The organism is Acidovorax sp. GW835-FHT14B10, from assembly GCF_058793725.1.
The window spans coordinates 42,244-66,608 of record NZ_JBXAGC010000022.1; the positions used below are offsets into that span (position 1 = coordinate 42,244).

17 protein-coding genes are annotated in these 24,365 nt (G+C 67.0%); 9 read left to right on the forward strand and 8 right to left on the reverse strand.

Annotated elements, in window-relative coordinates; translation table 11 throughout:
- Window positions 1-310: 310 nt before the first annotated feature.
- From AC1Q5S_RS16210 to puuE, 3 genes are all read right to left on the reverse strand, one after another.
- Window positions 311-1,558, reverse strand: a complete 1,248-nt coding sequence (locus AC1Q5S_RS16210; protein WP_422202809.1) for a M20 family metallopeptidase — start codon at window positions 1,556-1,558, stop codon at window positions 311-313.
- On the reverse strand, window positions 1,555-3,333 hold the full coding sequence (uraD, locus tag AC1Q5S_RS16215; RefSeq protein ID WP_303833774.1) for a 2-oxo-4-hydroxy-4-carboxy-5-ureidoimidazoline decarboxylase: 1,779 nt from the start codon (window positions 3,331-3,333) through the stop codon (window positions 1,555-1,557). Before uraD ends, AC1Q5S_RS16210 begins: the two co-directional genes overlap by 4 nt.
- 64 nt (window positions 3,334-3,397) lie before the next feature.
- On the reverse strand, window positions 3,398-4,348 hold the full coding sequence (puuE, locus tag AC1Q5S_RS16220; RefSeq protein ID WP_303833775.1) for an allantoinase PuuE: 951 nt from the start codon (window positions 4,346-4,348) through the stop codon (window positions 3,398-3,400).
- 270 nt (window positions 4,349-4,618) lie between these two features.
- Between puuE and uraH the strand changes: the two genes are divergently transcribed.
- Window positions 4,619-4,969 (forward strand): hydroxyisourate hydrolase, encoded by a 351-nt coding sequence (gene uraH / locus AC1Q5S_RS16225; protein ID WP_303833776.1) that lies wholly within the window; start codon window positions 4,619-4,621, stop codon window positions 4,967-4,969.
- Between the two features lie 75 nt (window positions 4,970-5,044).
- Here uraH and AC1Q5S_RS16230 read toward each other — a convergent pair whose 3' ends face one another.
- Window positions 5,045-5,515: a hypothetical protein gene (locus tag AC1Q5S_RS16230; RefSeq protein WP_303833785.1), complete on the reverse strand. Its 471-nt coding sequence runs from the start codon at window positions 5,513-5,515 to the stop codon at window positions 5,045-5,047.
- A gap of 141 nt (window positions 5,516-5,656) precedes the next feature.
- Between AC1Q5S_RS16230 and xdhC the strand changes: the two genes are divergently transcribed.
- Entirely contained in the window at window positions 5,657-6,496 is an 840-nt protein-coding gene (gene xdhC, locus AC1Q5S_RS16235) for a xanthine dehydrogenase accessory protein XdhC (protein ID WP_303833777.1), read from the forward strand.
- A 184-nt stretch (window positions 6,497-6,680) separates the two neighbouring features.
- Complete coding sequence (locus AC1Q5S_RS16240; RefSeq protein ID WP_422202808.1) at window positions 6,681-7,907, forward strand: urate hydroxylase PuuD; 1,227 nt, start codon at window positions 6,681-6,683, stop codon at window positions 7,905-7,907.
- Here AC1Q5S_RS16240 and AC1Q5S_RS16245 read toward each other — a convergent pair whose 3' ends face one another.
- A complete protein-coding gene (locus AC1Q5S_RS16245) occupies window positions 7,908-8,540 on the reverse strand; it encodes a TetR family transcriptional regulator (RefSeq protein WP_303833779.1) in 633 nt (210 codons plus the stop codon).
- Window positions 8,541-8,713: 173 nt separating this feature from the next.
- Between AC1Q5S_RS16245 and AC1Q5S_RS16250 the strand changes: the two genes are divergently transcribed.
- The 4 genes from AC1Q5S_RS16250 (at window position 8,714) to AC1Q5S_RS16265 (ending at window position 16,144) form a co-directional block, all read left to right on the forward strand.
- The gene (locus tag AC1Q5S_RS16250; protein WP_422202807.1) at window positions 8,714-10,015 is read left to right on the forward strand and encodes an efflux RND transporter periplasmic adaptor subunit; all 1,302 of its coding nucleotides are present in this window, start codon (window positions 8,714-8,716) and stop codon (window positions 10,013-10,015) included.
- A gap of 12 nt (window positions 10,016-10,027) precedes the next feature.
- Complete coding sequence (locus AC1Q5S_RS16255; protein ID WP_422202806.1) at window positions 10,028-13,186, forward strand: efflux RND transporter permease subunit; 3,159 nt, start codon at window positions 10,028-10,030, stop codon at window positions 13,184-13,186.
- Entirely contained in the window at window positions 13,179-14,675 is a 1,497-nt protein-coding gene (locus AC1Q5S_RS16260) for an efflux transporter outer membrane subunit (RefSeq protein ID WP_492239070.1), read from the forward strand. Before AC1Q5S_RS16255 ends, AC1Q5S_RS16260 begins: the two co-directional genes overlap by 8 nt.
- A 116-nt stretch (window positions 14,676-14,791) precedes the next feature.
- Window positions 14,792-16,144 carry a glycerate kinase type-2 family protein gene (locus tag AC1Q5S_RS16265; protein ID WP_422202804.1) on the forward strand — a complete coding sequence of 451 codons (1,353 nt, stop codon included), beginning with the start codon at window positions 14,792-14,794 and terminating at the stop codon, window positions 16,142-16,144.
- 137 nt (window positions 16,145-16,281) lie between these two features.
- On the opposite strand, the gene AC1Q5S_RS16270 is transcribed toward AC1Q5S_RS16265, so the two are convergent.
- A complete protein-coding gene (locus AC1Q5S_RS16270) occupies window positions 16,282-17,304 on the reverse strand; it encodes a porin (protein ID WP_422202803.1) in 1,023 nt (340 codons plus the stop codon).
- A gap of 256 nt (window positions 17,305-17,560) precedes the next feature.
- On the opposite strand from AC1Q5S_RS16270, the gene AC1Q5S_RS16275 reads away from it, so the two are divergent.
- Together AC1Q5S_RS16275 and AC1Q5S_RS16280 are read left to right on the forward strand one after the other, a co-directional pair.
- On the forward strand, window positions 17,561-18,184 hold the full coding sequence (locus AC1Q5S_RS16275) for a Crp/Fnr family transcriptional regulator (RefSeq protein ID WP_303834105.1): 624 nt from the start codon (window positions 17,561-17,563) through the stop codon (window positions 18,182-18,184).
- Window positions 18,185-18,358: 174 nt separating this feature from the next.
- Window positions 18,359-20,452 (forward strand): sensor domain-containing diguanylate cyclase, encoded by a 2,094-nt coding sequence (locus AC1Q5S_RS16280; protein ID WP_303834103.1) that lies wholly within the window; start codon window positions 18,359-18,361, stop codon window positions 20,450-20,452.
- Between the two features lie 58 nt (window positions 20,453-20,510).
- Here the strand turns inward: AC1Q5S_RS16280 and xdhB are convergent, their stop codons facing one another.
- Both xdhB and xdhA read right to left on the reverse strand, forming a co-directional pair.
- Entirely contained in the window at window positions 20,511-22,847 is a 2,337-nt protein-coding gene (gene xdhB / locus AC1Q5S_RS16285) for a xanthine dehydrogenase molybdopterin binding subunit (protein ID WP_422202802.1), read from the reverse strand.
- The gene (gene xdhA, locus AC1Q5S_RS16290) at window positions 22,844-24,355 is read right to left on the reverse strand and encodes a xanthine dehydrogenase small subunit (RefSeq protein ID WP_492239073.1); all 1,512 of its coding nucleotides are present in this window, start codon (window positions 24,353-24,355) and stop codon (window positions 22,844-22,846) included. The genes xdhB and xdhA overlap by 4 nt, the downstream gene beginning before the upstream one ends.
- Between the last annotated feature and the right edge of the window lie 10 nt (window positions 24,356-24,365).

A 24,365-nucleotide genomic window follows, 5' to 3' on the forward strand; every position in this document is an offset into this window, starting at 1 on the left:
AAAACCAGCGCACCCCGGGGGTCACGGGGCCCATGGGTTGTTTCGTGCGCAGGCGAAAGGGTGTGCCGCCGCGCGCAGATGGGGCCGGACCTTCCTTTCCTGCATCTGTCGCCACCCTGCCGAACGCGGGTGCGCGGCGGCCAGGTGGGCGAGCACACAGTCGCGCAGGTGTCGCGACCGGGCCGGTGCAGGGCACTGGAATGTCCCCGGGATGGAGCTGGCTGACAGGATAACCGGGTTACGGTTCTGGCTGAGTGAATCCTGACGGCCGAGGGTTGCTTTGGGGCGGGCGTGAACGCTGCCGCAGCGCTCAGGCAAGCAGGTCGCTGAGTGCCCGGGCAATCACCTGGGTGGCGCGGCGCAGGTCGTCCAGATCGAGCCGCTCGTCGGCCCGCTTGGCATGCGATTCGAGCACGGTGCGCGGGCCGGCGCCATAGATCACGCCCGGAATGCCACGTTCCCCATACAGGCGCACATCGGTGTACAGCGGCGTGCCCACGGCAGGCACGGGCTCGCCCAGCACGGCCTGGGCGTGCTTTTGGATAGCCTGTACCAATGGGGCATTGCCCGCCAGCGGCGTCATCGCGTTGGCCAGCAGCAGGCGCTTGATCTCCACGCTGATGCCGGCGCGCTCGCTTGTGGCCTGCTCGATCACGCGGCGGATCGTGGCTTCCACCTCCACCGGGTTTTCTTCGGGAATCATGCGGCGGTCGAGCTTGAACGTGACCTTGCCGGGCACCACGTTGGTGTTGGTGCCGCCTTCGATGCGGCCCACGTTGAGGTACGGGTGCTGGATGCCCGCGATGCTGGACGTGACCTTCAGGTAGTCCTGGTTCTGCGCATACAGCGCGTTCAGGATGTGCACTGCGCCCTGCAGCGCATCGACGCCGGTGTGGGGCACGGCGGCATGGGCCATCTTGCCGTGCACGGTCACTTCCATCTGCAGGCAGCCGTTGTGGGCGGTCACCACCTCGTGGCTGAAGCCCGCGGCGATCAGAAGATCGGGTTGTGTCAGGCCGTTCTTCAGCAGCCAGCCCGGGCCGAGTTCGCCGCCAAACTCTTCGTCGTAGGTGAAGTGCAGCTCTACTGCGCCTTTCGTGGGCCTGGCCACGGCTTCGAGCGCGCGCACGGCAAAGGTGAAACTGGCAAAGTCGCTTTTGCTCACGGCGGTGGCGCGGCCGTACATCGTGCCGTCCACGATCTCGGCGCCATAGGGGTCGTGCGTCCAGCCTTCGCCGGGGGGCACCACGTCGCCATGGGCGTTCAGGGCGATGGTCCTGCCCGAACCGGGTGCGCCGTAGGGCCGGCGCACGATCAGGTTGGTGATGGATTCCATGCCGTAGGCCAGCACATCGGCAGACGGCACGGCATGTTTCTCGGCGGTGAAGCCGAAACCCTGCAGCAGCTCGGCGGTGCGCTCGGCGTGCGGCGCGTTGTTGCCCGGCGGCGTGTCGGTGGGCACGCGTACCAAGGCCTGCAAAAAGCGCACTTCGTCGTCAAAGTGCTGGTCGATCCAGGCGTCCAGGGCGGAGTAAGGGGCTGGTGTGGGGGTTGTCATGGTTGGTGTTCCTTGGCCAGCTGCTGCAGCACCTGGGTGAAGGCGTCCACGGCCAGCTGCATGTCGTTGTGGGTGGTGGATTCGAGCGGGTTGTGGCTGATGCCGGAGTTTTGCCCGCGCACGAACAGCATGGCCTGCGGCATGATTTCATGCAGCTTCATGGCATCGTGCCCCGCGCCGCTGGGCATGCGGAACACGGGCAGGCCCAGGGCGTCCACGGCGCGCTCCCAGTGGTGCTGCAGGGCAGGGGCGCTGGGCGCTGCGGCGGCGCGCATGGATTCTTCGATCGTGTAGCGCAGGCCGCGCCGTTGGGCAATGCGCGCCAGCGCATCGAGCACGTCGCGCACCAGGGCGTCACGCTGGGCGTCGGTGGGGGCGCGCAAGTCCAGTGAAAAGCTGCAGCGCCCCGGCACCACGTTGATGGAGCCGCCGGGCACACTCAGCAGGCCGATGGTGCCCACCGAGTCGCCATCCTGCGCGGCGCGCTGCTCCACATACAGCGCCAGTTCGGCCACGGCCACGGCGGCGTCGCGGCGGCTGTCCATGGGGGTGGTGCCAGCGTGGCTGGCGGTACCGATCATCTCGGCCACGAAACGCACACCGCCGTTGATGGAGGTGACCACGCCCAGGGGCAGGTCCAGTCCGTTGAGCACCGGGCCCTGCTCAATGTGCACTTCGATGAAGCCCAGGTACTGCGCTGGGTCGCGCTGAAGCTTTGCGATGTCGTCGATGCACAGGCCCGCGTGCTGCATGGCTTCGCGCATGCTCACGCCATCGGCATCCTTCTGGTCCAGCCAGGCGGGGTTGAAGTGCCCGATCAGCGCGCCCGAGCCGAGGAAGGTGGCCTTGTAGCGCTGGCCTTCTTCCTCCGCAAACGCCACCACCTCGATGCCAAACGGCAGGCGCTGGCCTGCGCGGTGCAGTTCGCGCACGCAGGCCATGGGCACAAAGATACCCAGGCGTCCGTCGTACTTGCCACCGTTGCGCACCGTGTCATAGTGCGATCCGCTCATGAGGTATCTGGCTACGGGCTGCGCGCCGTGGTAGCGGCCCACCACATTGCCCACGGCATCGGTCTCCACGCTGTCAAAGCCGCACGCGCGCATCCATTGGCTGATGCGCTGCGCACAGGCGCGGTGTGCGTCGGTGAGGTAGGTGACGGTGAGCTGGCCTTTTTCGGCAAAGCCGGGGTCGGAGTGTTCGGCCAGTTGTTCTTGCCAGTCCCACACATCGCCGCCCAGTACGGGCTCGGCGCCAAACTTGTCGTTCAGGCGAATCTCGGCGATGCGGTGGATGTTGCGCAGGGCCTCGGCCAGCTCAAACTCCGGGTGGTTATCGAGCCGCCGGGCAAAGGTGTCGATGATCTCGCGCTGGGCCAAACCCGTGCCACGCGGGCCGCGCACGGCCAGGATGAAGGGGAAGCCGAAGCGCTCGTTGTACGCGGCGTTGAGCTGCTGGATGTGCTCCAACTCCTCGGGCGTGCACTGCGTCAGGCCCGCCTTGGTTTGCTCGTGGGTGGACTCTTCCGTGAGGCTTTTTGCCACCATGGCCTTGCCTGCGAGTTCGGGGTGGGCGCGGATCAGTGCCAGCTGCGCGTCAGCATGGGCTGTGCGCACGGCTTGCACCATGGCGTGCTTCAGGTGTGCCAGCGAGCGAAAAGGCCGCTGCGCCAGCGCCTGCTTGGCAATCCAGGGCGAATGTTCGTACAGTCCGTCCAGCCACTGCAGGGCATCGGCCGCGCTGGCGGTGTTGAGTTGTTCCAGAGTCAGGGGCATGGTTTTTGCTTCTAAAAAGTGAGCTGCTTGCGCTTGTCGAATAAGCGTCATTGGCCCATTTGATTCAAAAAATAGGCGCTGGAAACCGCTGTGTCCAGTGGCGCGCAATGTCGATGCGCCGGGCCACCCACACCTTGTCGTGCCGGGCGATGTGGTCCAGAAAACGCTGCAGCGCCGTGATGCGCCCGGGGCGGCCCAGCAGGCGGCAGTGCATGCCGACGCTCATCATCTTGGGGGCGTCGTCGCCGGCCGGATCGCCCTCGGCGTACAGGGCATCGAATGTGTCCTTGAGGTACTGGAAAAACGGGTCGGCGTGCGAGTAGCCCTGGGGCAGGGCAAAGCGCATGTCGTTGCAGTCCAGCGTGTAGGGCACGATGAGCTGGGGCACCGCCGTGCCGTCGGTGCGCTGCACCTTCATCCAGAAGGGCAGGTCGTCGCCGTAGTAGTCGCTGTCGTAGGCAAAGCCGCCATCGTCGGCCACCAGGCGGTGGGTGTTGGGGCTGTCGCGGCCGGTGTACCAGCCCAGGGCCCGCTCTCCAGTCAGGCGCTCGATGATGTCCATGGCCTGCTGCATATGGGCGCGCTCTACATCCTCGGGCACGTTCTGGTAGTGGATCCACTTGAGGCCATGGCAGGCGATCTCGTGGCCCAGTTCCACGAAAGCGGCCGTGAGCTCGGGGTGGCGCTGCAGCGCGGTCGATACGCCGAACACCGTGAGCGGCAGCTTGCGCTTTTCAAACGCGCGCAGGATGCGCCACACGCCCGCGCGCGCGCCGTATTCGTAGATGCCTTCCATGCTCATGTGCCGCTCGGGGTAGCTGGCGGGGTTGAACATTTCCGACAAAAACTGCTCACTGCCCGCGTCGCCGTGCAGCACGGCGTTCTCGCCACCTTCCTCGTAGTTCAGCACAAACTGCACGGCAATGCGGGCACCGCCGGGCCAATGCGGATGGGGCGGGTTCTTGCCGTAGCCGATCAGGTCGCGCGGGTAAGGCAGGGTGGAGTCGTAGATCATGGACGGTGGCAAAGGGGTGGGAAATCATGTGTTGCCTGGCAGTATCGCCGCCGAATGGCTGGCGGGGTACCCCTGCCCCCGGCAAGCCAATCATCGGCCCGCCGGAGGCCGGGTTGAAGCAGCGGGGTGCGACGGCAGGCCTCCATGCCTTGGTGCTGGTGGGCGAAAATTCCATGCACCCGATGCGGGGTGGCGCGACCCGCAGTGCCTACACTTTGGGCGCCGGCTGTGGTATCCCGTGCCGGTCTTCCACCTTCAGGAGATTTCCCCATGGGCTTGAGCACCCACGTTCTGGACACCATGCACGGCTGCCCTGCGGCTGGCATGGAGGTGTCGCTGTTTTCCACCCGGGGTGACGAGGCCACGCTGATCCAGCGGCTGGTGCTCAACCACGATGGCCGCACCGATGCGCCGCTGTTGGACAACGCCAGCCTGCACGCTGGCACCTACCGGCTGCGTTTTGACGTGGCGGGATACTTCAAGGCCCGGGGCGTGGCGCTGCCCGAGCCCAATTTCTTGAACCAGGTGAACCTGGACTTCGGCATCGCCCATGCCGACCAGCATTACCACGTGCCGCTGCTGGTGAGCCCCTGGAGCTATTCGACCTACCGGGGGTCGTGATGAGAGCATGGCTGCGCGGGCCGAAACTGGCACGCCCCACGCACGGAAGGCGCACAGCGCCTCCGGGGGATTTCCTTAGAGTTGACCTTCGGTCAGGGTATCCAGCTGGAAATGCCCGCTCTTGTGCCACAGCCAGGTGTCGGTATAGGTGACGCGGCCCATGCGGGCGGGTACCGGGAACGGTGCGGCGGCACGCACGGTGCGCTCGATCTCGGCCACCACTTCGGGGGCATGGCGCGGGGCGCGCATCCAGTGCAATTTGGTGATACGGCCGCTGCGGTCGATGTCCACTTCCAGCACCCCAATGGCGTACAGCATGGGCGGGAGCTTGCCCTTGAAAACCCGCTGGTTGTTCTGGTTGTAGAGATGGGTCGCCGCGTCGCGGCGATAAGCGCGCGCGGTGCTGGCCGCTGAGGGGCCCGGTGTGACCGATTTGCCCAGGGAATGCGCCGCAGCATCGTCACTGGGCGAGCGGCTTTCGGGAGGCGGGGGCACGTTTTCAGGGGTGGACTTGCAGGCGGCAACGATGGCGCCAACGGCCGCCATGAGGCTGGCCAGCAGCCAGTGACGACCCGTTCGGGAGGAGCGTTGGAGCGAGGTGGGGGGCATGGTGTTGTCGCTATGCTGGTGGGCACGATTCATGCGCGCTGTGCATGGGGCGTGCAACGAACCTGTGGGAAGTTTGCCGTGGCTGATCTGTTGTTACTGCTGGAGGGCCTGAAGGCTGCCCCGGCCTGTTTGGTGACCGTGGAGTCTACACAAGGCTCTACCCCGCGGGAAGTGGGGGCGTGGATGTCGGTGTTTGAAGACAACCTGGTGGGCACGGTCGGTGGCGGACATATCGAGCACCAGGCCATTGCCGAGGCCCGGCGCAGGCTGCGCGGGGGGCAGGGGGCGCCGCAGCTGCGTTACGCACTGGGGCCTGCCCTCGGTCAGTGCTGTGGCGGTGTGATGCACCTGCGATTTGCGTTGGTGGGGGCGCAGGACGGGGCAGACCTGCAGCAGCGCCTGGCGAGCGTGCGCCACCCGGTGGCCTTGTTTGGCGGCGGGCATGTGGGCCATGCGCTGGCGCGTGTGCTGGCGCCGCTGCCGTTTGCGCTGACCTGGATCGACAGCCGCGAGGCTGTCTTTCCTGCCCATCCGCCGGGCGATGGGGTGTGCGAGCATTCCGAGCCGGTACACATGGCGGTGCCGCGTCTGGCAGCGGGCAGCCGCGTGCTGGTCATGAGCTTCAGCCATGCCGAAGACCTGGATGTGGTCGCGGCCTGCCTGCAGCGCCAGCGCGTGCAGGGCGATCTGCCCTTCATCGGGCTGATCGGCAGCCAGACCAAATGGGCCAGGTTTGCGAGCCGGCTGCAGGGGCGGGGGTTCACGCCGCAAGAGCTGGCGCATGTGACTTGCCCCATCGGGGTGCCGGGCATCGCAGGCAAGGAGCCCGAGGTGATTGCGGTGGCCGTGGCCGCGCAGCTGCTGCAGACCTTGCAGGGGGCGCGAACGGCTTTCAGGCGCCATTCCAGCGGTCGATGAAGCGGGTTTGGGCATCGCCGGAAAAATTCCTGCTTACACTTTGTGCCGAACCGCAAGGTGTCTGGGTCGCAGCGGTGCCCCGGCAGATGTCTGCCACGGTGCGCGGCCCCTTTTGTCTGCTCAGAGCGCCCGCAGTGGTGAGCAGGTTTGCAACGCAGCGCGCCGGCGCTGCCAGGGTTGAGACATGGAAAGCTATCTTCTCGACTGGGCCAACCTGCTGCTGCGCTGGGTCCACGTCATTACCGCGATTGCCTGGATCGGCTCGTCGTTCTACTTCGTCTTCCTCGACAGCAGCCTCACGCCGCCCGAAGATGCAGACCTGAAAAAGCAGGGAGTCAGCGGCGAGCTGTGGGCCGTGCACGGCGGCGGCTTCTACCATCCGGTCAAGTTCGCCGTGTCGCCGCCCCGGTTGCCCAAACACCTGCACTGGTTCTTCTGGGAAAGCTACAGCACCTGGCTCAGCGGGTTTGCGCTGTTCACGGTGTCTTATCTCTACAGCGCCAGCACCTACCTCATCGACAAAGCGCGCATGGACTGGGCGCCTGCCACGGCCATCGGGGTGGCGCTGGCGTTCTTTGGGGTGTTCTGGCTGTTGTACGACGCCATCTGCCGCATCTTTGGCCAGAAGAAGAACGGCGACGCCACCGTGGGCGCCCTGGCGTTCGTGCTGGTGTGCGTGGCCTCCTGGCTGGCCTGCCACTGGTTTGCCGGCCGCGCGGCCTTTTTGCTGGTGGGCGCCATGATCGCCACCGCCATGAGCGCCAACGTGTTTTTCTGGATCATCCCCGGCCAGCGCACGGTGGTGGCCCAGATCAAAGCCGGCCAGCCGGTGGACCCCATTCACGGCAAGCGTGGCAAGCAGCGCAGCGTGCACAACACCTACTTCACGCTGCCGGTGTTGTTTGCCATGCTGAGCAACCACTACAGCTTTACCTGGAGCCATCCGCAGAACTGGCTGGTGCTCATCCTCATGATGTTGGCAGGCGCGGCCATCCGCCAGTTCTTTGTGATGCGCCATGGCTACAAGCTGGGCAAGAACGGCAATCCGCTGCCGTATGCGTTGGTGGGCGTGGCCGTGATTCTGGGCGCCATCGTGTGGATGCGCCCGGCAGCCGTTGTTGCTCCTGTTGCAGGAGCTGCTGGTGCAGGTGAAGTAAGCGCTGGAGGCCAAAATGGCTATGTGTCCGTGCAGGCGGTGCTGGAGCAGCGCTGCACCCAGTGCCATGGCGCCCAGGTGCAGATGAAGAACCTGCGCCTGGATTCGCCGGGCAGCGTGAAGCAGCACGCCCAGGCCATTTACCAGCAGGTGGTGGTGCAAAAGCTCATGCCCATGAACAATGCCACGCAGATGACCGACGATGAACGCGCACTGATCGGGCGCTGGTACGCGGCGGGTGCCCCCGCGCAGTGATCAGGCGGGTGTGTTGGTCTGCAGGCCCAGACCCGTCAGGTAGATGTCCAGCGCAGCCCGGCCGTTGGCCTGCAGGTCAAACGCGGCGGGGTTGAGCAGCCATTGGTGCACCAGCCCCTCGATCAGCACCTGCAGGCCCCGGGCCGCGCAGTCCAGCGGCACCGGCGGGGGCTGGCTGCGGGCGTCGAAGGCTCTTTGCAGCGCGACATGGTTGCGCGCCACGCAGCCGTCGTGCACGCTCAGATGGCGCTCCAGCACGGCACCCATGTCGGCGGTGTATTCCACCTGGTGGGTGGCGATTTGCAGCACGCAACGGGTTTGCGCGTCGGTGGCGATCAGGTGCAGCGCATCCAGCATGGCGCGGCGGATCTCGGCCACGGGGTGGTGCGATTGCTCCACACAGGCCGCTACCAGGGTTTGCTCCAGCGGCAGGGTCACGCGCTCCATCATGGCGTTGAACAGGTCGGCCTTGTCCTTGAAATGCCAATAGATCGCTCCCCGCGTGGTGCCTGCCGCCACCGCAATGTCATTGAGGGAGGTGTGTGAAACGCCACGCGATTGAAACAATTGTTCCGCAGCATCGAGCAGGTTGTTGCGCGTGGTCTGTGCGTCTGTCTTGGTGCGGCGGGCCATGGAATACCTTTCATTGGCAGGGGTGCTTTTGCCACTATACATACATTCTTGAATGTATGTATGCTCTAATGCAGCACTTCGTTACCGTGCTGCGGTCCTGTGTGCTGAACGCCGAGCCACACTAGACTGACTCCATCCGCGGATTCACCGCGCCTCTCTCTCCAAGGAACACCATGTCTGCCTTGCGCCATGTCAAGACTGTCCCCGTTGTTGCCTCTGCCTCGTCCCCTGCGCTGGTGCGCCTGGGTGTTGCGGCGGGTGGCCTGTCTGTTGTCTTGCTGTTGGCAGCCTGTGGCAAGTCCGAGGCGCCAGCGGCAGCGGCCGGTGGCGGCATGCCCCCACCCGAAGTGGGTGTGATCGTGGCAACGCCGGGCAATGTGGGCCTGGTCACCGAACTGCCCGGGCGTCTGGAAGCCTCGCGCGTGGCCCAGGTGCGGGCCCGGGCGGCCGGCATTCTGCAAAAGCGGCTGTTCCGTGAAGGCAGTGACGTGAAGGCCGGCCAGCCACTTTTTGCGATTGACCCCGCCCCCTACGCGGCGGCCCTGCAAAGTGCCGAGGCCACGCTGGCGCGGGCCCAGGCCAACCTGACCCAGGCCGCCGCGCTGGCAGAGCGCTACAAGCCGCTGCTGGCCGCCAATGCGGTCAGCCAGCAGGAATACGCGAACGCCGTGGCCGCGCACAAGCAGGCCGAGGCCGATGTCGCCGCCGGCAAGGCCGCGGTGCAGACGGGGCGCATCAACCTGAATTACGCCAGCGTCACGGCGCCGATTGCGGGCCGCATCGGCCGCGCCCTGGTCACCGAAGGCGCGCTGGTGGGGCAAGGCGAGGCCACGCAACTGGCCGTGATCCAGCAGATCGACCCGGTGTATGTCAATTTCACCCAGTCGGCTGGCGAGGTGATGAAGCTGCGCCGCGCCATGGCCGACGGCCAGCTCCAGCGCGCCGGGGGCAGTGATGCGGCCAGCGTGCGCGTGGTGCTGGAAGATGGCAGCGAATACGCACGCCCCGGCAAGCTGCTGTTTTCCGACCTGACGGTGGACGCCAGCACGGGCCAGATCACGTTGCGCGCCGAGGTGCCCAACCCCAAGGGCGATTTGCTGCCGGGCCTGTATGTGCGCGTGCGGCTGGAGCAGGCCGAGGTGGCCAACGCCATCACGCTGCCGCAGCAGGCCGTGACGCGCACCCAGCAGGGCGACCGCATCACGGTGGTGGGCACCGACGGCAAGCCCAGCCAGCGCACGGTGAAGGTGGGTGCCGCGCGCAACAACCAGTGGGTTGTGCTCGAAGGCCTGAAAGAAGGCGAGCAGGTCATGGTCGATGGCTTCCAGAAGCTGCAGATGATGCCGCCCGGCACGCCCGTGAAGGCGGTGCCGTGGCAGGCCCCTGGCAGCGCCGCTGCTCCGGCACCCGCGGCCTCAGGTGCTGCGCCAGCGGCCAGCGCCCCCGCTGCGGCTGCCAGCGCCGGCCAGAAATAAGGAGCCATCCCCATGGCCAAGTTCTTTATTGACCGTCCCATCTTTGCGTGGGTGATTGCCTTGTTCATCATGGTGCTGGGCGCCGTGTCGATCACCCGGCTGCCGGTGTCGCAGTATCCCTCCGTGGCACCTCCGAGCATCGTGGTCACCGCTGCCTATCCGGGTGCTTCGGCACAGACGCTGGAAGACAGCGTGCTGGCCGTGATCGAACGCGAAATGAATGGCGCGCCCGGACTCGCTTATATGGAAGCGGTGAGCCAGGCCAACGGCACCGGCACCCTGACGCTGAGCTTCGAGCCGGGCACGAATCCCGATCTGGCCCAGGTCGAGGTGCAAAACCGCCTGTCGCGCGCCACGCCGCGGTTGCCCGCCGTGGTGACCCAGCAGGGCGTGCGCGTGGACAAGTCGCGCAGCAACTTCCTGCTGTTCACCATGCTGTCGTCATCAGACCCCAAGTTCGACGTCAACGCGCTGAGCGATTACGCCGCACGCAACGTGGTGCCGGAACTGCAGCGCGTGCCCGGCATCGGCCAGGTGCAGTTGTTCGGTGCCGAGCGCGCCATGCGCGTCTGGGTCGATCCGGCCAAGCTGCAGGGCTACAACCTGTCTGCCGCCGATGTGGCCAGCGCCATCCAGGCGCAGAACGCGCAGGTCTCGGCCGGCAGCCTGGGCGAGTTGCCCAACCTGCGCGGCCAGAGCATCTCGGCCACCGTGGTGGTGCCCGGGCAGATCAGCTCGACCCAGGAGTTTGGCGACATCGTGCTGCGCGCCAATACCGATGGCTCCACGGTGCGCCTCAAGGATGTGGCGCGCATCGAGCTGGGCGCCCAGTCGTATGCCACCACCGCGCGCCTGAACGGCAAGCCGGCCACCGGCATGGGACTGCAGTTGTCGCCCTCGGGCAATGCGCTGGCTGCAGCCACGGCGGTCAAGACCCGCATGGCCGAGCTGGAAAAATACTTTCCGCCGGGCGTGAGCTGGACCATCCCCTACGACAGCTCCGACTTCGTCAAGATTTCCATCAAGCAGGTGGCAGTGACCCTGCTGGAAGCCATCGCGCTGGTGTTTCTGGTGATGTTCCTGTTTCTGCAGAACTTCCGCTATACCGTCATCCCGACCATCGTGGTGCCGGTGGCACTGCTGGGCACCTTCGGCGCGTTGCTGGCGATGGGCTTTTCGATCAACGTGCTGACCATGTTCGGCATGGTGCTGGTGATCGGCATCGTGGTGGACGACGCCATCGTGGTGGTGGAAAACGTCGAGCGCATCATGAACGAGGAAGGCCTGCCGCCGCTGGAGGCCACCCGCAAGGCCATGGGCCAGATCTCGGGCGCCATCATTGGCATCACCGTGGTGCTGATCTCGGTGTTTTTGCCGCTGGCCTTCTTTGCCGGCTCGGTGGGCAACATCTACCGCCAGTTTTCGGCGGTGATGGCGGTGTCCATCGCCTTTTCTGCCTTCATGGCGCTGTCGCTCACGCCCGCGCTGTGCGCCACCCTGCTCAAGCCGGTCGAGGCCGGGCATGGCCACGCCAAGACGGGCTTTTTCGGGTGGTTCAACCGCAGCTTTGCCCGCGGTGCCAAGGGCTATGAGGGCTGGGTGGCCAAGCTGCTGCGCCGCGGCGGCCGCATGATGGTCATCTATGTGGCATTGATCGCCGCCGTGGGCGTGCTGTACCTGCGCCTGCCCACCTCGTTCCTGCCCAACGAAGACCAGGGCAACCTGCTGGTCAACATCCAGCTGCCGCCTGGCGCCACGCTCGAGCGCACCCAGGCCGTGGTGGAAAAGGTCGAGGGTTTCATGCTGCAGCAGCCGGAAGTCAAGAACATCGTCGCCGTGCTGGGCTTCAGCTTCTCTGGCCAGGGGCAGAACGCCGGTCTCTCGTTCGTGACGCTCAAGGACTGGTCCGAGCGCGTGGGTGCCGGGCACACGGCCGATGCCATTGCGGGCCGGGCCATGGGTGCGCTGTCGGGCGTGCGCGATGCGTTCATCTTTGCACTGAGCCCACCGCCCATTCCCGAGCTGGGCGTGAGTTCAGGCTTCACCTTCCGCCTGCAGGACCGCGGCAGCAACGGCCATGATGCGCTGGTGGCGGCGCGCAACCAGATGCTGGGCATGGCCTCCAAGAGCAAGGTGCTCGCGGGTGTGCGACCCGACGGCCTGGAAGACGCGCCGCAATTGCAGGTGGACATCGACCGTGACAAGGCCAGCGCCCAGGGCGTAGGCTTTGCCGCCATCAACCATGCCATCTCTACCGCTCTGGGCTCGGCCTACATCAACGACTTCCCGAACGCCGGGCGTCTGCAGCGGGTGGTGGTGCAGGCCGAGGCCGAGGCCCGCATGCAGCCCGAGGACATCCTCCAGCTCACGGCACTGAACAGCCAGGGCAAGGCCGTGCCGCTGTCGTCGTTTGCCACCACGCGCTGGATCAGTGGTGCCATGCAGACCGTGCGTTACAACGGCTACCCCGCCATGCGCATTGCCGGTGGCGCGGCCCCCGGCTACAGCACCGGCGAGGCCATGGCCGAGATGGAGCGCATGGCCGCGCAGCTGCCGGCCGGTTTCGGCTTTGAATGGACGGGGCAGTCGCGCGAAGAAAAGCTCGCCGGCTCGCAGGCCATCGTGCTGTACGGCTTTGCCATCCTGGCGGTGTTCCTGTGCCTGGCGGCGCTGTACGAGAGTTGGTCGATTCCGCTGTCGGTGATTCTGGTGGTTCCGCTGGGGGTGCTGGGCGTGCTGCTGGGCATCAGCCTGCGGGGCATGACCAATGACGTGTATTTCCAGGTGGGGCTGATCACCATCATCGGCCTGTCGGCCAAGAACGCCATCTTGATCATCGAGTTCGCGAAAGACCTGCAGGCGCAGGGCAAGGGCGTCATCGAGTCGGCGCTGGCCGCGGCCCATCTGCGCTTTCGCCCGATCGTCATGACCTCGCTGGCCTTCATCCTGGGCGTGGTGCCACTGGCCATTGCCTCGGGCGCCAGCTCGGCGAGCCAGCGCGCCATTGGCACGGGCGTGATCTCCGGCATGGTGGTGGGCACCTTCCTGGCCGTGTTTTTCGTGCCGATCTTCTTCGTGGTGGTGCGCAGCCTGTTCAAGGGCAGCCAGCGCCAGCGGCAATTTGATGCCCAGCATTCCCACCAGGCTGGCCCAGGGGACTCCCATGCTTAATGTTTTCACGCCCCGCCGCGCTGCCGGCGCTTGCGCGGCCCGCCTGCCTGCTGCCACGGTGCTTGCCGCCGCCGCAGCGCTGCTGGCCGGCTGCTCCATGATTCCCACCTATGAGCGGCCCGCGGCCCCCGTGGCGGCGCAATGGCCCGCCGTGGGCGCTGCCCAAGGCACCACGGCCGCCGCAGCCGCCACAGGCACCACCGCGGCGGCCGATCTGCCCTGGCAGGACTTCGTGGGGGACGCGCGCCTGCGCGAGCTGGTGGCGCTGGCGCTGCAAAACAACCGCGACCTGCGCGTGGCGGTGCTCTCCATCGAGCAGGCCCGCGCCCAGTACCAGATCCGCCGGGCCGACCAGTTGCCCACCATCAACGCCGCCGCCATGGGTAACCGCCAGCCGGCCACCGATGGCAGCGGCGGGATCAGCAGCGCCTACACCGCTGGCCTGACCATGGCATCCTGGGAAATCGACTTCTTTGGCCGCGTGGCCAGCCTGAAGGAAGCGGCCCTGGCGCAGTTCCTGGCCACGCAGGAGGCGCGCAGTGCGGTGCAGACCAGCCTGGTCGCCTCCGTGGTCAGCACCTGGCTGAGCCTGCAGACCAACGAAGAACTGCTGGTCCTGACGCAGCGCACCCTGGCCACCCGGGACGACTCGTTGCGGCTCAACCGCTTGCGCTTTGACCAGGGCGTGACCTCGGCCCTGGACCTGCGGCAGGCCGAATCCCTCACGGCTGCCGCGCGCTCCACCCTGGCCCAGCAGCAACGCCTGCGCGCGCTCGATGTGAACGCGCTCACGCTGCTGGTGGGGCAAGCCCTGCCCGAGCGGCTGTTGCCCACGCCGCAGGGCGATGAGCGCGCGGTGGCCCTGCGCGACGTGCCCGAAGGCATGCCGTCCGATCTGCTGGAACGCCGCCCCGACATCCGCCAGGCCGAGCAGCAACTGATCGCGGCCAACGCCAACATCGGTGCGGCGCGGGCCGCGTTCTTTCCGCGCATCGCCCTCACGGCCAGCGCAGGCACCGCCAGCAGTGCGCTGTCGGGCCTGTTCAAGAGCGGCTCGTGGGGCTGGACGCTGGCCCCCCAGGCAGTGCTGCCCATTTTTGATGCCGGGCGCAACCAGGCCGGGCTCGACTCGGCCCGTGCCGCGCGCGAAATTGCGGTGGCCCAGTACGACAAGGCCATCCAGAGCGCGTTTCGTGAAGTGGCCGACGCCCTGGCGGGCCGCGCCACCCTGGGCGAGCAGGTGCGGGCCCAGCAGGAGCAGGCCACCGCCGAGGCCGACCGCTTTCGCCTGGCCGATCTGCGCTACCGCAACGGCGTGGCCAGCTACCTCGATGTGCTCGATGCCCAGCGCGCCCTGTTTGCCACGCAGCAGGCGCTGGCGCAGACCCAGCTGGCCCAGCGGCAAAACCAGGTGGCGCTGTACAAGGCGCTCGGCGGCGGCTGGCGCGATGCGGTTGTCAGTGCCGCAAGCACGGGCCCACAAAACTGAGGGGGGCGGGCCGGGCGTCGGCTGCGGGGTTGACCTGGGAGGTCTTTCGCTCCGGGCGATGGGAAGACGGGCCTGCACCGTGCCGCCGCTTCGCGCTGCGTGGGACTGCGGCGACAATGCCTGCCATGCCAGCACCTTCTGACGTTTCGGGCGCGAGCCTGCCGGACTTTCGTTCCCAGCCGCGCGCATTTTTGCAAGCGCTCTTTCACATCGCCGTGCGCAGTGCCCAGCCACTGCACGGCATGCGGGCCTGGCTGCCCGCGCCGCCACGCGGACGCACGCTGGTGCTGGGCGCCGGCAAGGCGGGGGGCTCCATGGCCCAGGCGCTGGAGGCCCTGTGGCCTGCCGACGCACCCCTGTCGGGTCTGGTGGTGACGCGCTACGGCCATCTGCCGCCCCGGCCGCAGGGGCTGGCGCAGCGCATCGAGGTGGTCGAGGCCGCGCACCCCGTGCCCGATGCGGCGGGCATGGCGGCGGCGGAGCGCATGCTGGGGCTCACCGCCGGGTTGACCGCCGATGACCTGGTCCTGTGCCTGATTTCGGGCGGCGGCTCCTCCTTGCTCACGCTGCCCGCCGACGGCCTGGTGCTGGAAGACAAACAACGCATCAACCGCGCCCTGCTGGAAAGCGGCGCCAGCATTGGCGAGATGAATTGCGTGCGCAAGCACCTCTCCCGCATCAAGGGCGGCCGCCTGGCCGCGGCCTGCGCGCCGGCGCGGGTGGTCACGCTCACCATCAGTGATGTGCCGGGCGATGACCCCTCCATCATCGCCAGCGGCCCCACGGTGCCGGACGCCACCACCTGCGCCGACGCCCTGGAGATTCTGGCGCGCTACCGCATCGACGTGCCGCTGCCCGTGCGCCAGGCCCTGCAAAACGGCATGCTGGAGACGCCCAAGCCTGCCGACGGCGTGTTTGCAGGGCATTCGGTGCACCTGGTGGCCACGCCCTGGCAGGCGCTGGAGGCGGCGGCAGCGGCGGCGCGCGGTGCGGGCCTGGCGGCCTACATCCTGTCGGACGAGATCGAAGGCGAGTCCCGCGATGTCGGGCGGGTGCATGCGGCACTGGCGCGTGGCGTGGCGCTGCGCGGCCAGCCGTTTGCGCGGCCCTGCGTGATCCTGAGCGGAGGCGAAACCACGGTCACGGTGGGCCCGCGCCGTGAGGGTGCGGCCCCCGGCCGCGGCGGGCGTGCCGGCGAGTTTTGCCTGGGACTGGCGCAGGCGCTGCAGGGCATCGATGGCGTGTGGGCGCTGGCGGCCGACACCGACGGCATCGACGGCATCGAAGACAACGCGGGCGCGCTGGTCTCCCCCGACACGCTGGCCCGCGCCGCAGCAGCGCAATTGCGCGTGGCCGACCACCTGGACCGCCACGATGCCTATGGCTACTTCGAGGCGCTGGGCGATCTGGTCATCACCGGCCCCACCCATACCAATGTGAATGACTTCAGGGCGCTCCTGATTTTATAGCTATTGGCGCCTGATTGATAAGTGTTTGGGGTTGTGTTGATGCAAGTCCTTGCGCTGGCGGTCTGAACCGCCACGGCATGAAAAAAGGCACGGCAGAGGGCTCTGCCGTGCCTTGCCTGCGCCCGGGGGCGCGCTCATCAGAAGCGGTGGCGGATGCCCATGCCGAAGCTGTTGCCGTTGGTCTGGCCGGTGATCTTGTCGTTCATGTACATGGCATACACATCGGTGCGCTTGGACAGGTGGTAGTCATAGCCCAGCGTGAAGGTCTTGCGGCTCACGTCGGGGGTGGACCACTCGGTCTTGACCCACTCGGCGAGCAGCTTGCCACCGCCCAGGGGCGCGGAGGCACCCAACTGGTAGGTCTTGCCCTTGGTGGAGGCGGTGTCGTCGATCTTCTTTTCGCCATAGCTCAGGTAGGGCTTGACCATGCCGAAGTCGTAGGCGCCCAGCAGCATCCAGTATTTCTGGTTATTGGCCAGCAGCGTGTTCACCGGGTTGTTGAGGTCGGTGTTTTCATAGAAACCGGTCAGGGTCAGCGGGCCGCCAAAGTAAAAGAAATTGGCGCCGATGTTGTTCTTGCCGGTCTGGCCCGCCTGTTCGCCGAACTGGTACTGCAGGTTGGCCTTGAAGCCACCGATGTCGGGCGTGGAATACACGATCTGATTGCTCCAGCCCGTGTCGGCGGGGGTCATGGAACGCCAGCCGGTGCCGTTGAACAGCGGCACGTCTTTGTGCAGGATCAGCGGCGAGAAGACGAACGAGTCGCCCAGCGGGTTGCCCACCACCGAAGGCAGGAAGTTGGGCGCCATCCAGCGGCCCAGCAGCACCGAGCCGAAGCCGCCCGACAGGCTGACATTGGCATCGCGCGAGAAGAACGTGTCGTTCGTGAAACGGCCTTGCGTGCCGGTGTCCACCTTGATGAACGAGGTCAGGTTGAAGTGGGCCTTCAGACCGCCGCCCAGGTCTTCGGTGCCGTTGAAGCCAAACCACGAGGTGGTCAGGCCGCCGCTGTCGACCACGGACTTGCTCTTGGCGTCGCCCGCCATTTTCATTGAGCCGGCAAACACGTCCATCAGACCAGACACCTGGACGGAACTTTGGGCATGGGCTCCGGCGGCACACAGCAAAGCGGCGCCCAAGGCGATCAGGTTTTTTTGCATTGAAACTCCTGCAGAGATTGAAAGTGCCGGTGTTTCCGGCAGTAAAGGGTATGACACCGTCATGACAGTGCACAGCGGGCTCGATGATCGTGCGCCCCACAATCTGCCGCAAGTTTTGTGCCTCATGCAGGGGCGGGCTGTTGTTTTTCGGGCCTTTTGACCCGGCGCAGAGAGCGGGGGCGGTACCTGGCAGGGCCCAACTTCCTTTTGATCTTCCTCAAAACGCGCAGTGCTAACGCACGGCAAAGTGGCCCACATGTTGCCATCTACATTCTTCTCACTCCCCGCCCAGATCGAAGTGATTGCTGCCGGTGAAGTGCTTCGCCGGCGCAGCGAAACCCTGACCTCGGTGCTGCACCTTGAAAACGGACGGGTGCTGCGCGGCGTTTATGAAGATGGGCGCATGCGCCACCAGCTGGGTGTGGTGGAAGGGCCCTTCTGGCTGGATGCCGCCTCTGCATTGCTGGAACGGCCTTTTCCGGTGGACATGGTGGCGGAAACGCGCGTGCAGGTGCGCCGCCTGCCCATCGAGGAGTTCCGGCGCGGGTGCGCATCGCTGCCTCCCGTGGCGCAGGGGCTGTTGCGGGACCTGGCCACCGGGTATCGGGCGCAGTCCGAACTGGCGGTCAGCCGACTGGCCCAGGACGCCGAGGCGCGCTGCGCCCAGTGGCTGCTCAACCATGCACAGCCCGACCACAGCGGCGCCATGAGCGTCACGCTGCACCAGCGCAAGCGCCTGATTGCGGCGCAGTTGGGCATTGCGCCCGAAACGTTCTCGCGTGTTCTGCGCCACCTGCGCGAGCACGGGCTGATCGCCGGTACCGGCAACGTGCTCAATCTGCCGCAGCCGCACGCGCTGCAGTCCGTGGCAGGTTGCTGACGCGCTGGCCGGCCCTCGGGCTCAGGGTTTTTCCTTGGGCTGAAGCGAGGGTTCCACCCATGCGCGGGGGGCGGCGGGCTGCGTATATTGGCCTGAGAACTCTCTGGCAAGGCCTGCTTGTATGTTGTCCCTCCACGTTTTTTCTGCCCTGGGTCTGCCGCTTGCGGGGTGCCCATGACGCCCTTGGCGCGCGCCCAGGCACAAATGGATGCGCCCGGCTGGTTGCTGCCCGGGCCGCTGGTGTTGCGCCTGATGCTGGCAGCCCTGCTGGCCGTGGCCGTGTCGGGGGTGCTGTCGGCATGGCTGGCCTCGCGTGCTTCGGAGCGCGAGGCCATCCGCCGCCTGGTGGACCAGCAGACGGAAGAAGTCGAGGTGATGGCGCGTCTGCTGGCCAGCAAGATCGAGCAAAGCCAGAAAGTGCTGCGCACCGTGGCCGAAGGCATCACACCGCAGATGCTCGGTTCGCCGTCGTCGCTGCATTGGTTGTTGCAGCAGGGCCTGCCGGCCGTGCAGTTCTTCGATTCCATGCAGGTGGCCCGCCAGGACGGTGAGTTGCGTGTCAACCTGCACTCCGGGCGGCTGGAGGATGCAGCCAACCTCGACCCTGCCGAACGCGATGCCCTGCGGCGCACGCTCAGCGATGGCAAGCCCCTGGTGTCCGAACTGGTGGGGACGCGCACCACCGGCGCACGGGTCGTGTTCACCATGCCGCTGCGCCGCGAGGATGGCCCGGTTCTGGGGGTGGTGGCAGGGGCGCTGAAGCTGCATTCGCAAGGACTGTTGCCTCCGTCCATGACGTCGCCGGCGCGGGACGATTCGCGGCTGATTGTCTTTACCCGCGATGGCACCATCCTGGCGCACCCCGATGCGCAGCGCATTCTGGGGAGCGTGCGCGATGAACCGGGGCTGGGGCCGGTCTATGCCCAATGGCTGCAGCAGGCGCAGCCGGTGGCAGGGCGCGGTACCACCGTGGTGCAGTCGGCGCACATTGTGAGCATGGCCGGAATGCCTCTGCCGCAGTGGCTGGTGGCCCGCGTGACGGATTCCCGCGCCATGCTGGCTCCGCTGGAAGGCGCGCAGCGCAAGGCCTGGTGGCTGGCCACCGCGGTGATGGGCGCCAGCATGGCCCTGCTGGCGGTGTTCACGCTGTGGATGGCGCAGCCGCTGGCCCGGTTGTGCCAGAGTGCACTGCAGCTGGCACAGGGGGGGCGCACCGACTCCATCGTGTGGCCCCGGGCCACGGGCGAGGTGGGGGTACTGGTGCAGGTGTTTGAAGGGCAGGTGCAGCACAGCGCGCATGAGCGCCAGCAGCGCGCCCAGCTGGAGGGGCAGTTCCAGGCCATCCTGGACAACGCCTCGGTGGGTATTGTGATCACCCGCCAGGGCCTTCTGGAAGTGGTGGGGCGGCAGGCCTGCCAGATGCTCGGCTATGGCGCCAGGGAGCTGCAGGGCCGCCCGGCGCGCATTCTTTATGCATCGGATGAAGATTACGCCCGGCTGGGCGAAAGGGTGCAGGCCGAATTCGTGGCCCATGGGGCGTTTGACGGGGATGTGTGTTTCATGCACAAGGATGGCAGCCCCGTCTGGGCGCGGGTGCAGGGCCGGGGGATGCAGGCGCACGATATCGGGGGCGGCACCGTCTGGATTCTGGAGGACATGACGGCTGCGCGCGAGGCGCAGCAGCAGCAGGACTGGGCCGCCACCCACGATCCGCTGACGCAACTGTGCAATCGCGAAGCGTTTGTCCAGCGCATGGCCGTGCTGCTGGCCGAGCGGTCGTCGCGGGCACACACACCGGCCATGGATGCCGCGGAAACCGAGGGCGATGGCGTGATGCTGTTTCTCGATCTGGACCATTTCACCGTGGTGAACGATGTGGCCGGCCACGATGCGGGCGATGACGTGCTGCGCCATGTGGCACGCCTGCTGGAGTCGCAGGTGCGCCAGATCGGCTGGGCAGCGCGGCTGGGCGGCGACGAGTTTGCCGTGGTGCTGCCCGGCTGCTCGCTGGCGCGGGGGCGGGCGCTGGCCGAGCAGCTGCGCGCCGCGGTGCAGGCCTGGGAGCCTTCGTACCAGGGCCGCAGTTTCACGCTGGGGGTGAGCATTGGCCTGGTGGCGCTGGATGCCAGCTTGCAGGATGTGCCTTCGTTGCTGAATGCGGCGGACATGGCTTGTTATGACGCCAAGCGGGCGGGGCGCAATCGGGTGGAGACGCGGTATGCGAGGGAGGCGACGGCATCGGGGCGGGCGGCATTGGGGGCGTTTTAAAGGGTTCTTGGCCACCAACCCAAGGCAGGCAAGCGCCAGAGCCAGAGGCAGAAAACACTCAATCCACCACCCGCCCCAACGCCCTCAGTACATTCTCCGCCGTCGCCGGCGCCGTCAACACCACCGGCGCTGCAGCATCCCCCCCACGTCCCGCCGCCACCGCATTGCGCAGCGCCTCGTACACGCTGATCGCCAGCATCAACGGCGGCTCGCCCACGGCCTTGCTGCCGCCCACGTTGTCCTCGCGGTTGGCCTCGGGCCAAAGCTGAACCTTGAAGTGCGCCGGCACGTCGCTCGTGGCCGGGATCTTGTAGGTGCTGGGTGCGTGGGTGACCAGGATGCCCTGGTCGTTCCACACCAGCTGCTCGGTGGTGAGCCAGCCCATGCCCTGCACAAAGCCGCCCTCGATCTGACCCAAGTCGATGGCCGGGTTGATGCTGTGGCCCACGTCGTGCAGGATGTCCACGGCCAGCACGCGGTTCTCGCCGGTGAGGGTGTCAATCACCACTTCGGTGCAGGCCGCGCCGTAGCTGAAGTAGTAGAACGGTCGGCCCGTGAGCGTGGCCTTGTCGTAGTGGATCTTGGGCGTGCGGTAAAAGCCGTCGCTCCACAGCTGGATGCGGTTGGCATAGGCCTCTTTGACCACGGTTTCGAAGCTGCGCACGGCCTTGGGCGAGACGATCTGCCCGCCCGCAAACCGGATGGCGCCCGCGCCGCAGCCATCGAGCCCGCAGACGAATGCAGCCAGGTTGTCGCGCACATGGCGCGCCGCGTATTGCGCCGCGCGGCCGTTCAGGTCGGTGCCGCTGCTGGCCGCCGTGGCGCTGGCGTTGGGCACCTTGCCGGTGTCGCTGGCCGTGACCTGCACGCGGTGCAGGGGCACGCCCAGCTCGTCGGCCACGATCTGCGCCACCTTGGTGTGCAGGCCCTGGCCCATCTCGGTGCCGCCGTGGTTCACCTGCACGCTGCCGTCGGTGTACACGTGCACCAGTGCACCCGCCTGGTTGAACAGCGTGGCCGTGAAGCTGATGCCGAACTTGACGGGCGTAATGGCGATGCCGCGCTTGAGCACGGCGCTTTGTGCGTTCCACACGGCAATTTCGGCCTGGCGCTGTCGGTAGTTAGCGGTTTGCTCCAGCTCGGGCAGCAGGGCGTGCAGGATGTTGTCCTCCACTGCCATCTGGTAGTGCGTGACGTTGCGTTCCGTGGTGCCGTAGAGGTTGACCAGGCGCACATCCTGCGCGTCCCGCCCCAGGGCGCGCGCGATGTCGCCCAGGATGGCCTCGATCACGATCACGCCCTGCGGGCCGCCAAAGCCGCGAAACGCCGTGTGGCTTTGCGTGTTCGTCTTGCAGCGGTACGAGGCGATTTCCACGTGTTCGAGAAAATAGGCGTTGTCGGCGTGGAACACGGCGCGGTCGGCCACGGGACCCGACAGGTCGGCGCTGAAGCCGCAGTTGGCGGCCATCTGCAGCTGCAGGCCCGTGATGCGGCCCGTATCGTCAAAGCCCACGTCGTATTTGTACGCAAACGGGTGGCGCTTGCCGGTGACCATGAAGTCCGCGTCCCGGTCCAGGCGCAGCTTGACGGGGTGGCCCAGCTTGTTCGCGGCCACGGCGGCCCACACGGCCAGGTGCCCGGCCTGTGTCTCCTTGCCGCCAAAGCCGCCGCCCATGCGGCGGCATTCCACGCGCACGGCGTGGTTGTCTAGCCCCAAGGCGTGTGCCACCCAGTGCTGCACTTCGCCAGGGTGCTGGGTGCTCGAATGGATCGACCATTGCTTTTGCTCCAGCGGCAGCGCGCAGGCAATCTGGCCCTCCAGGTAGAAATGCTCCTGCCCGCCCACCTCGAATGCGCCTTGCAGGCGGTGCGGCGATCGCGCCAGGCCCGTGGCCGCGTCGCCCCGGCGCACGAAAACGGGCGGCAGCACATAGCTTTCGGCCTTCAGTGCCTCCTGCACCGTGAGCACGGCGGGCAGGGGCGTGATGTCGGGCTTCACGGCGCGCACCGCACGGCGCGCCTGCACCACCGAATCGGCCACCACCAGGCCGATGACCTGGCCGACAAACTGCACGGTGTCGGTGGCAAACACGGGCTCGTCATGTGCGAACGCTGCCAGGATCTTGTCGCCCGGCACATCGGCAGCCAGCACCACGCCGCGCACACCGGGCAAGGCCAGCGCGGCGCTGGCATCCACGCCGTTCAGGCGGCCGTGCGCCACGGTCGAGAGGATGGGCGCGGCGTACAGCGTGCCCTTTACCTCGGGCAGGTCGTCGATGTAGTGGGCGGCGCCCGCCACATGCGCGCGGGCGCTTTCGTGGACATGCGGCTGGCCCATGGCGGCCTGTGCGGGCTTTGGCAGGGCGGTTTCGACAATGGTGTGGGGGGCGTTCATGCGGCGGCCTCCAGCGTGAAGAATTCCAGGTTCACCGCCTTCTGGCCCTGGCTCTCCAGCCAGTAACGCTGCAGCAGGCTGCCCAGCACCTGGCGGCGATAGGCGCCGCTGGCGCGCATGTCCGAGAGGGGGTTGAACTCGGCCCGCAGCACGGCGGCAGCGCGCTGCACGGTGGCCTCGGTCCAGGGCTGGCCCGCCAGGGCGGCTTCGGTCTGCAGCGCGCGCGCCGGTGTGGCGGCCACGCCGCCCGCGCCGATGCTGGCGCGTTGCACCGTGCCGTTCACGATGTCGAGGTTCAGCACCAGGCACACGGCGGAGATGTCGTCGTCAAAGCGCTTGGAGATCTTGTACGCCCGGAGCTGCTCTTGCGCCGAGGGGCGGGGCACCACAATGCGCACCAGCAGCTCATCGGCCGCCATCACGTTCTGGCGGTAGCCGGTGTAAAGATCTTCCAGCGCGAGTGTGCGTTCACCGCGCGTGCTGGCCAGCACCACCTGGGCGCGCAGGGCCATCAGGAGCGGCATCGAGTCACCGATGGGCGAGCCGTTGGCCACGTTGCCGCCCAGCGTGCCCGCGCTGCGCACGGGCAGGCCGGCAAAGCGGCTGGCGAAGCGGTGCAGCTGCGGCCACTGCGCGGTGAGGGCTGCGAAGGCGTCGGTCAGCGTGACGGCTGCGCCGATGCGGATGTGGTGCGCGTCCTGCTGCACCGCGCGCAGCTCGGCCACGCGCGTCACGTCCAGAACCTGTGTGTACTGCTGGTGCAGCTTGGTCACCCACAGCCCGACATCGGTACAGCCGGCCACCACCTGGGCGCCGGGGTGGGCCGCGCGCGCGGCCAGCAGGGCGGGCAGCGTGGTGGGAGAAAGATACGAAGAATCCGCCTCTGGCGATGGATGGTTGTGTGCAATTTGCTCCAATTTCTGTAGCAACAGAGCTTCATTCACGGCCAGGACGGGCAGGGCGGCCATCTGCTGCGCGGCGTCCAGGATGGGGCGGTAGCCGGTGCAGCGGCACAGGTTGCCAGAGAGTTCTTCCTGCGCCAGTTCGCGGGTAATGGGCTCACCGTGGCAGACATGGTTCTGGTACATGCCGAAGAGGCTCATGACGAAGCCTGGCGTGCAGAAACCGCATTGGGAGCCGTGGCACTGCACCATGGCTTCCTGTGCGGGATGCAATGTGATTGTCTTGCTGGAGGTGTGCGTGGCCGCGTCGGTCACCGGCTGGATCAGCGGGTCTTCCGCCAGGTCCTCCACCGTCCACAGCGCCATGCCGTCGATCGAATGCGCCAGGCGGATGCAGCTGTTCACGGCGCTGTAGTGCACCCGGCCATCGCGCGCCTCGCCCAGCACCACGGTGCAGGCGCCGCAGTCGCCCTCGCCGCAGCCCTCCTTGGTGCCGGTGCAGTCCAGGTCCTCGCGCAGCACCTGTAGCAGCGTGCGGTCGGGTGGTACATTGCCCAGCGCCACGGGCTGGCCACGGCGCAAGAATTGCAAGGGTCGGGTTGTCATAGGGAAAATG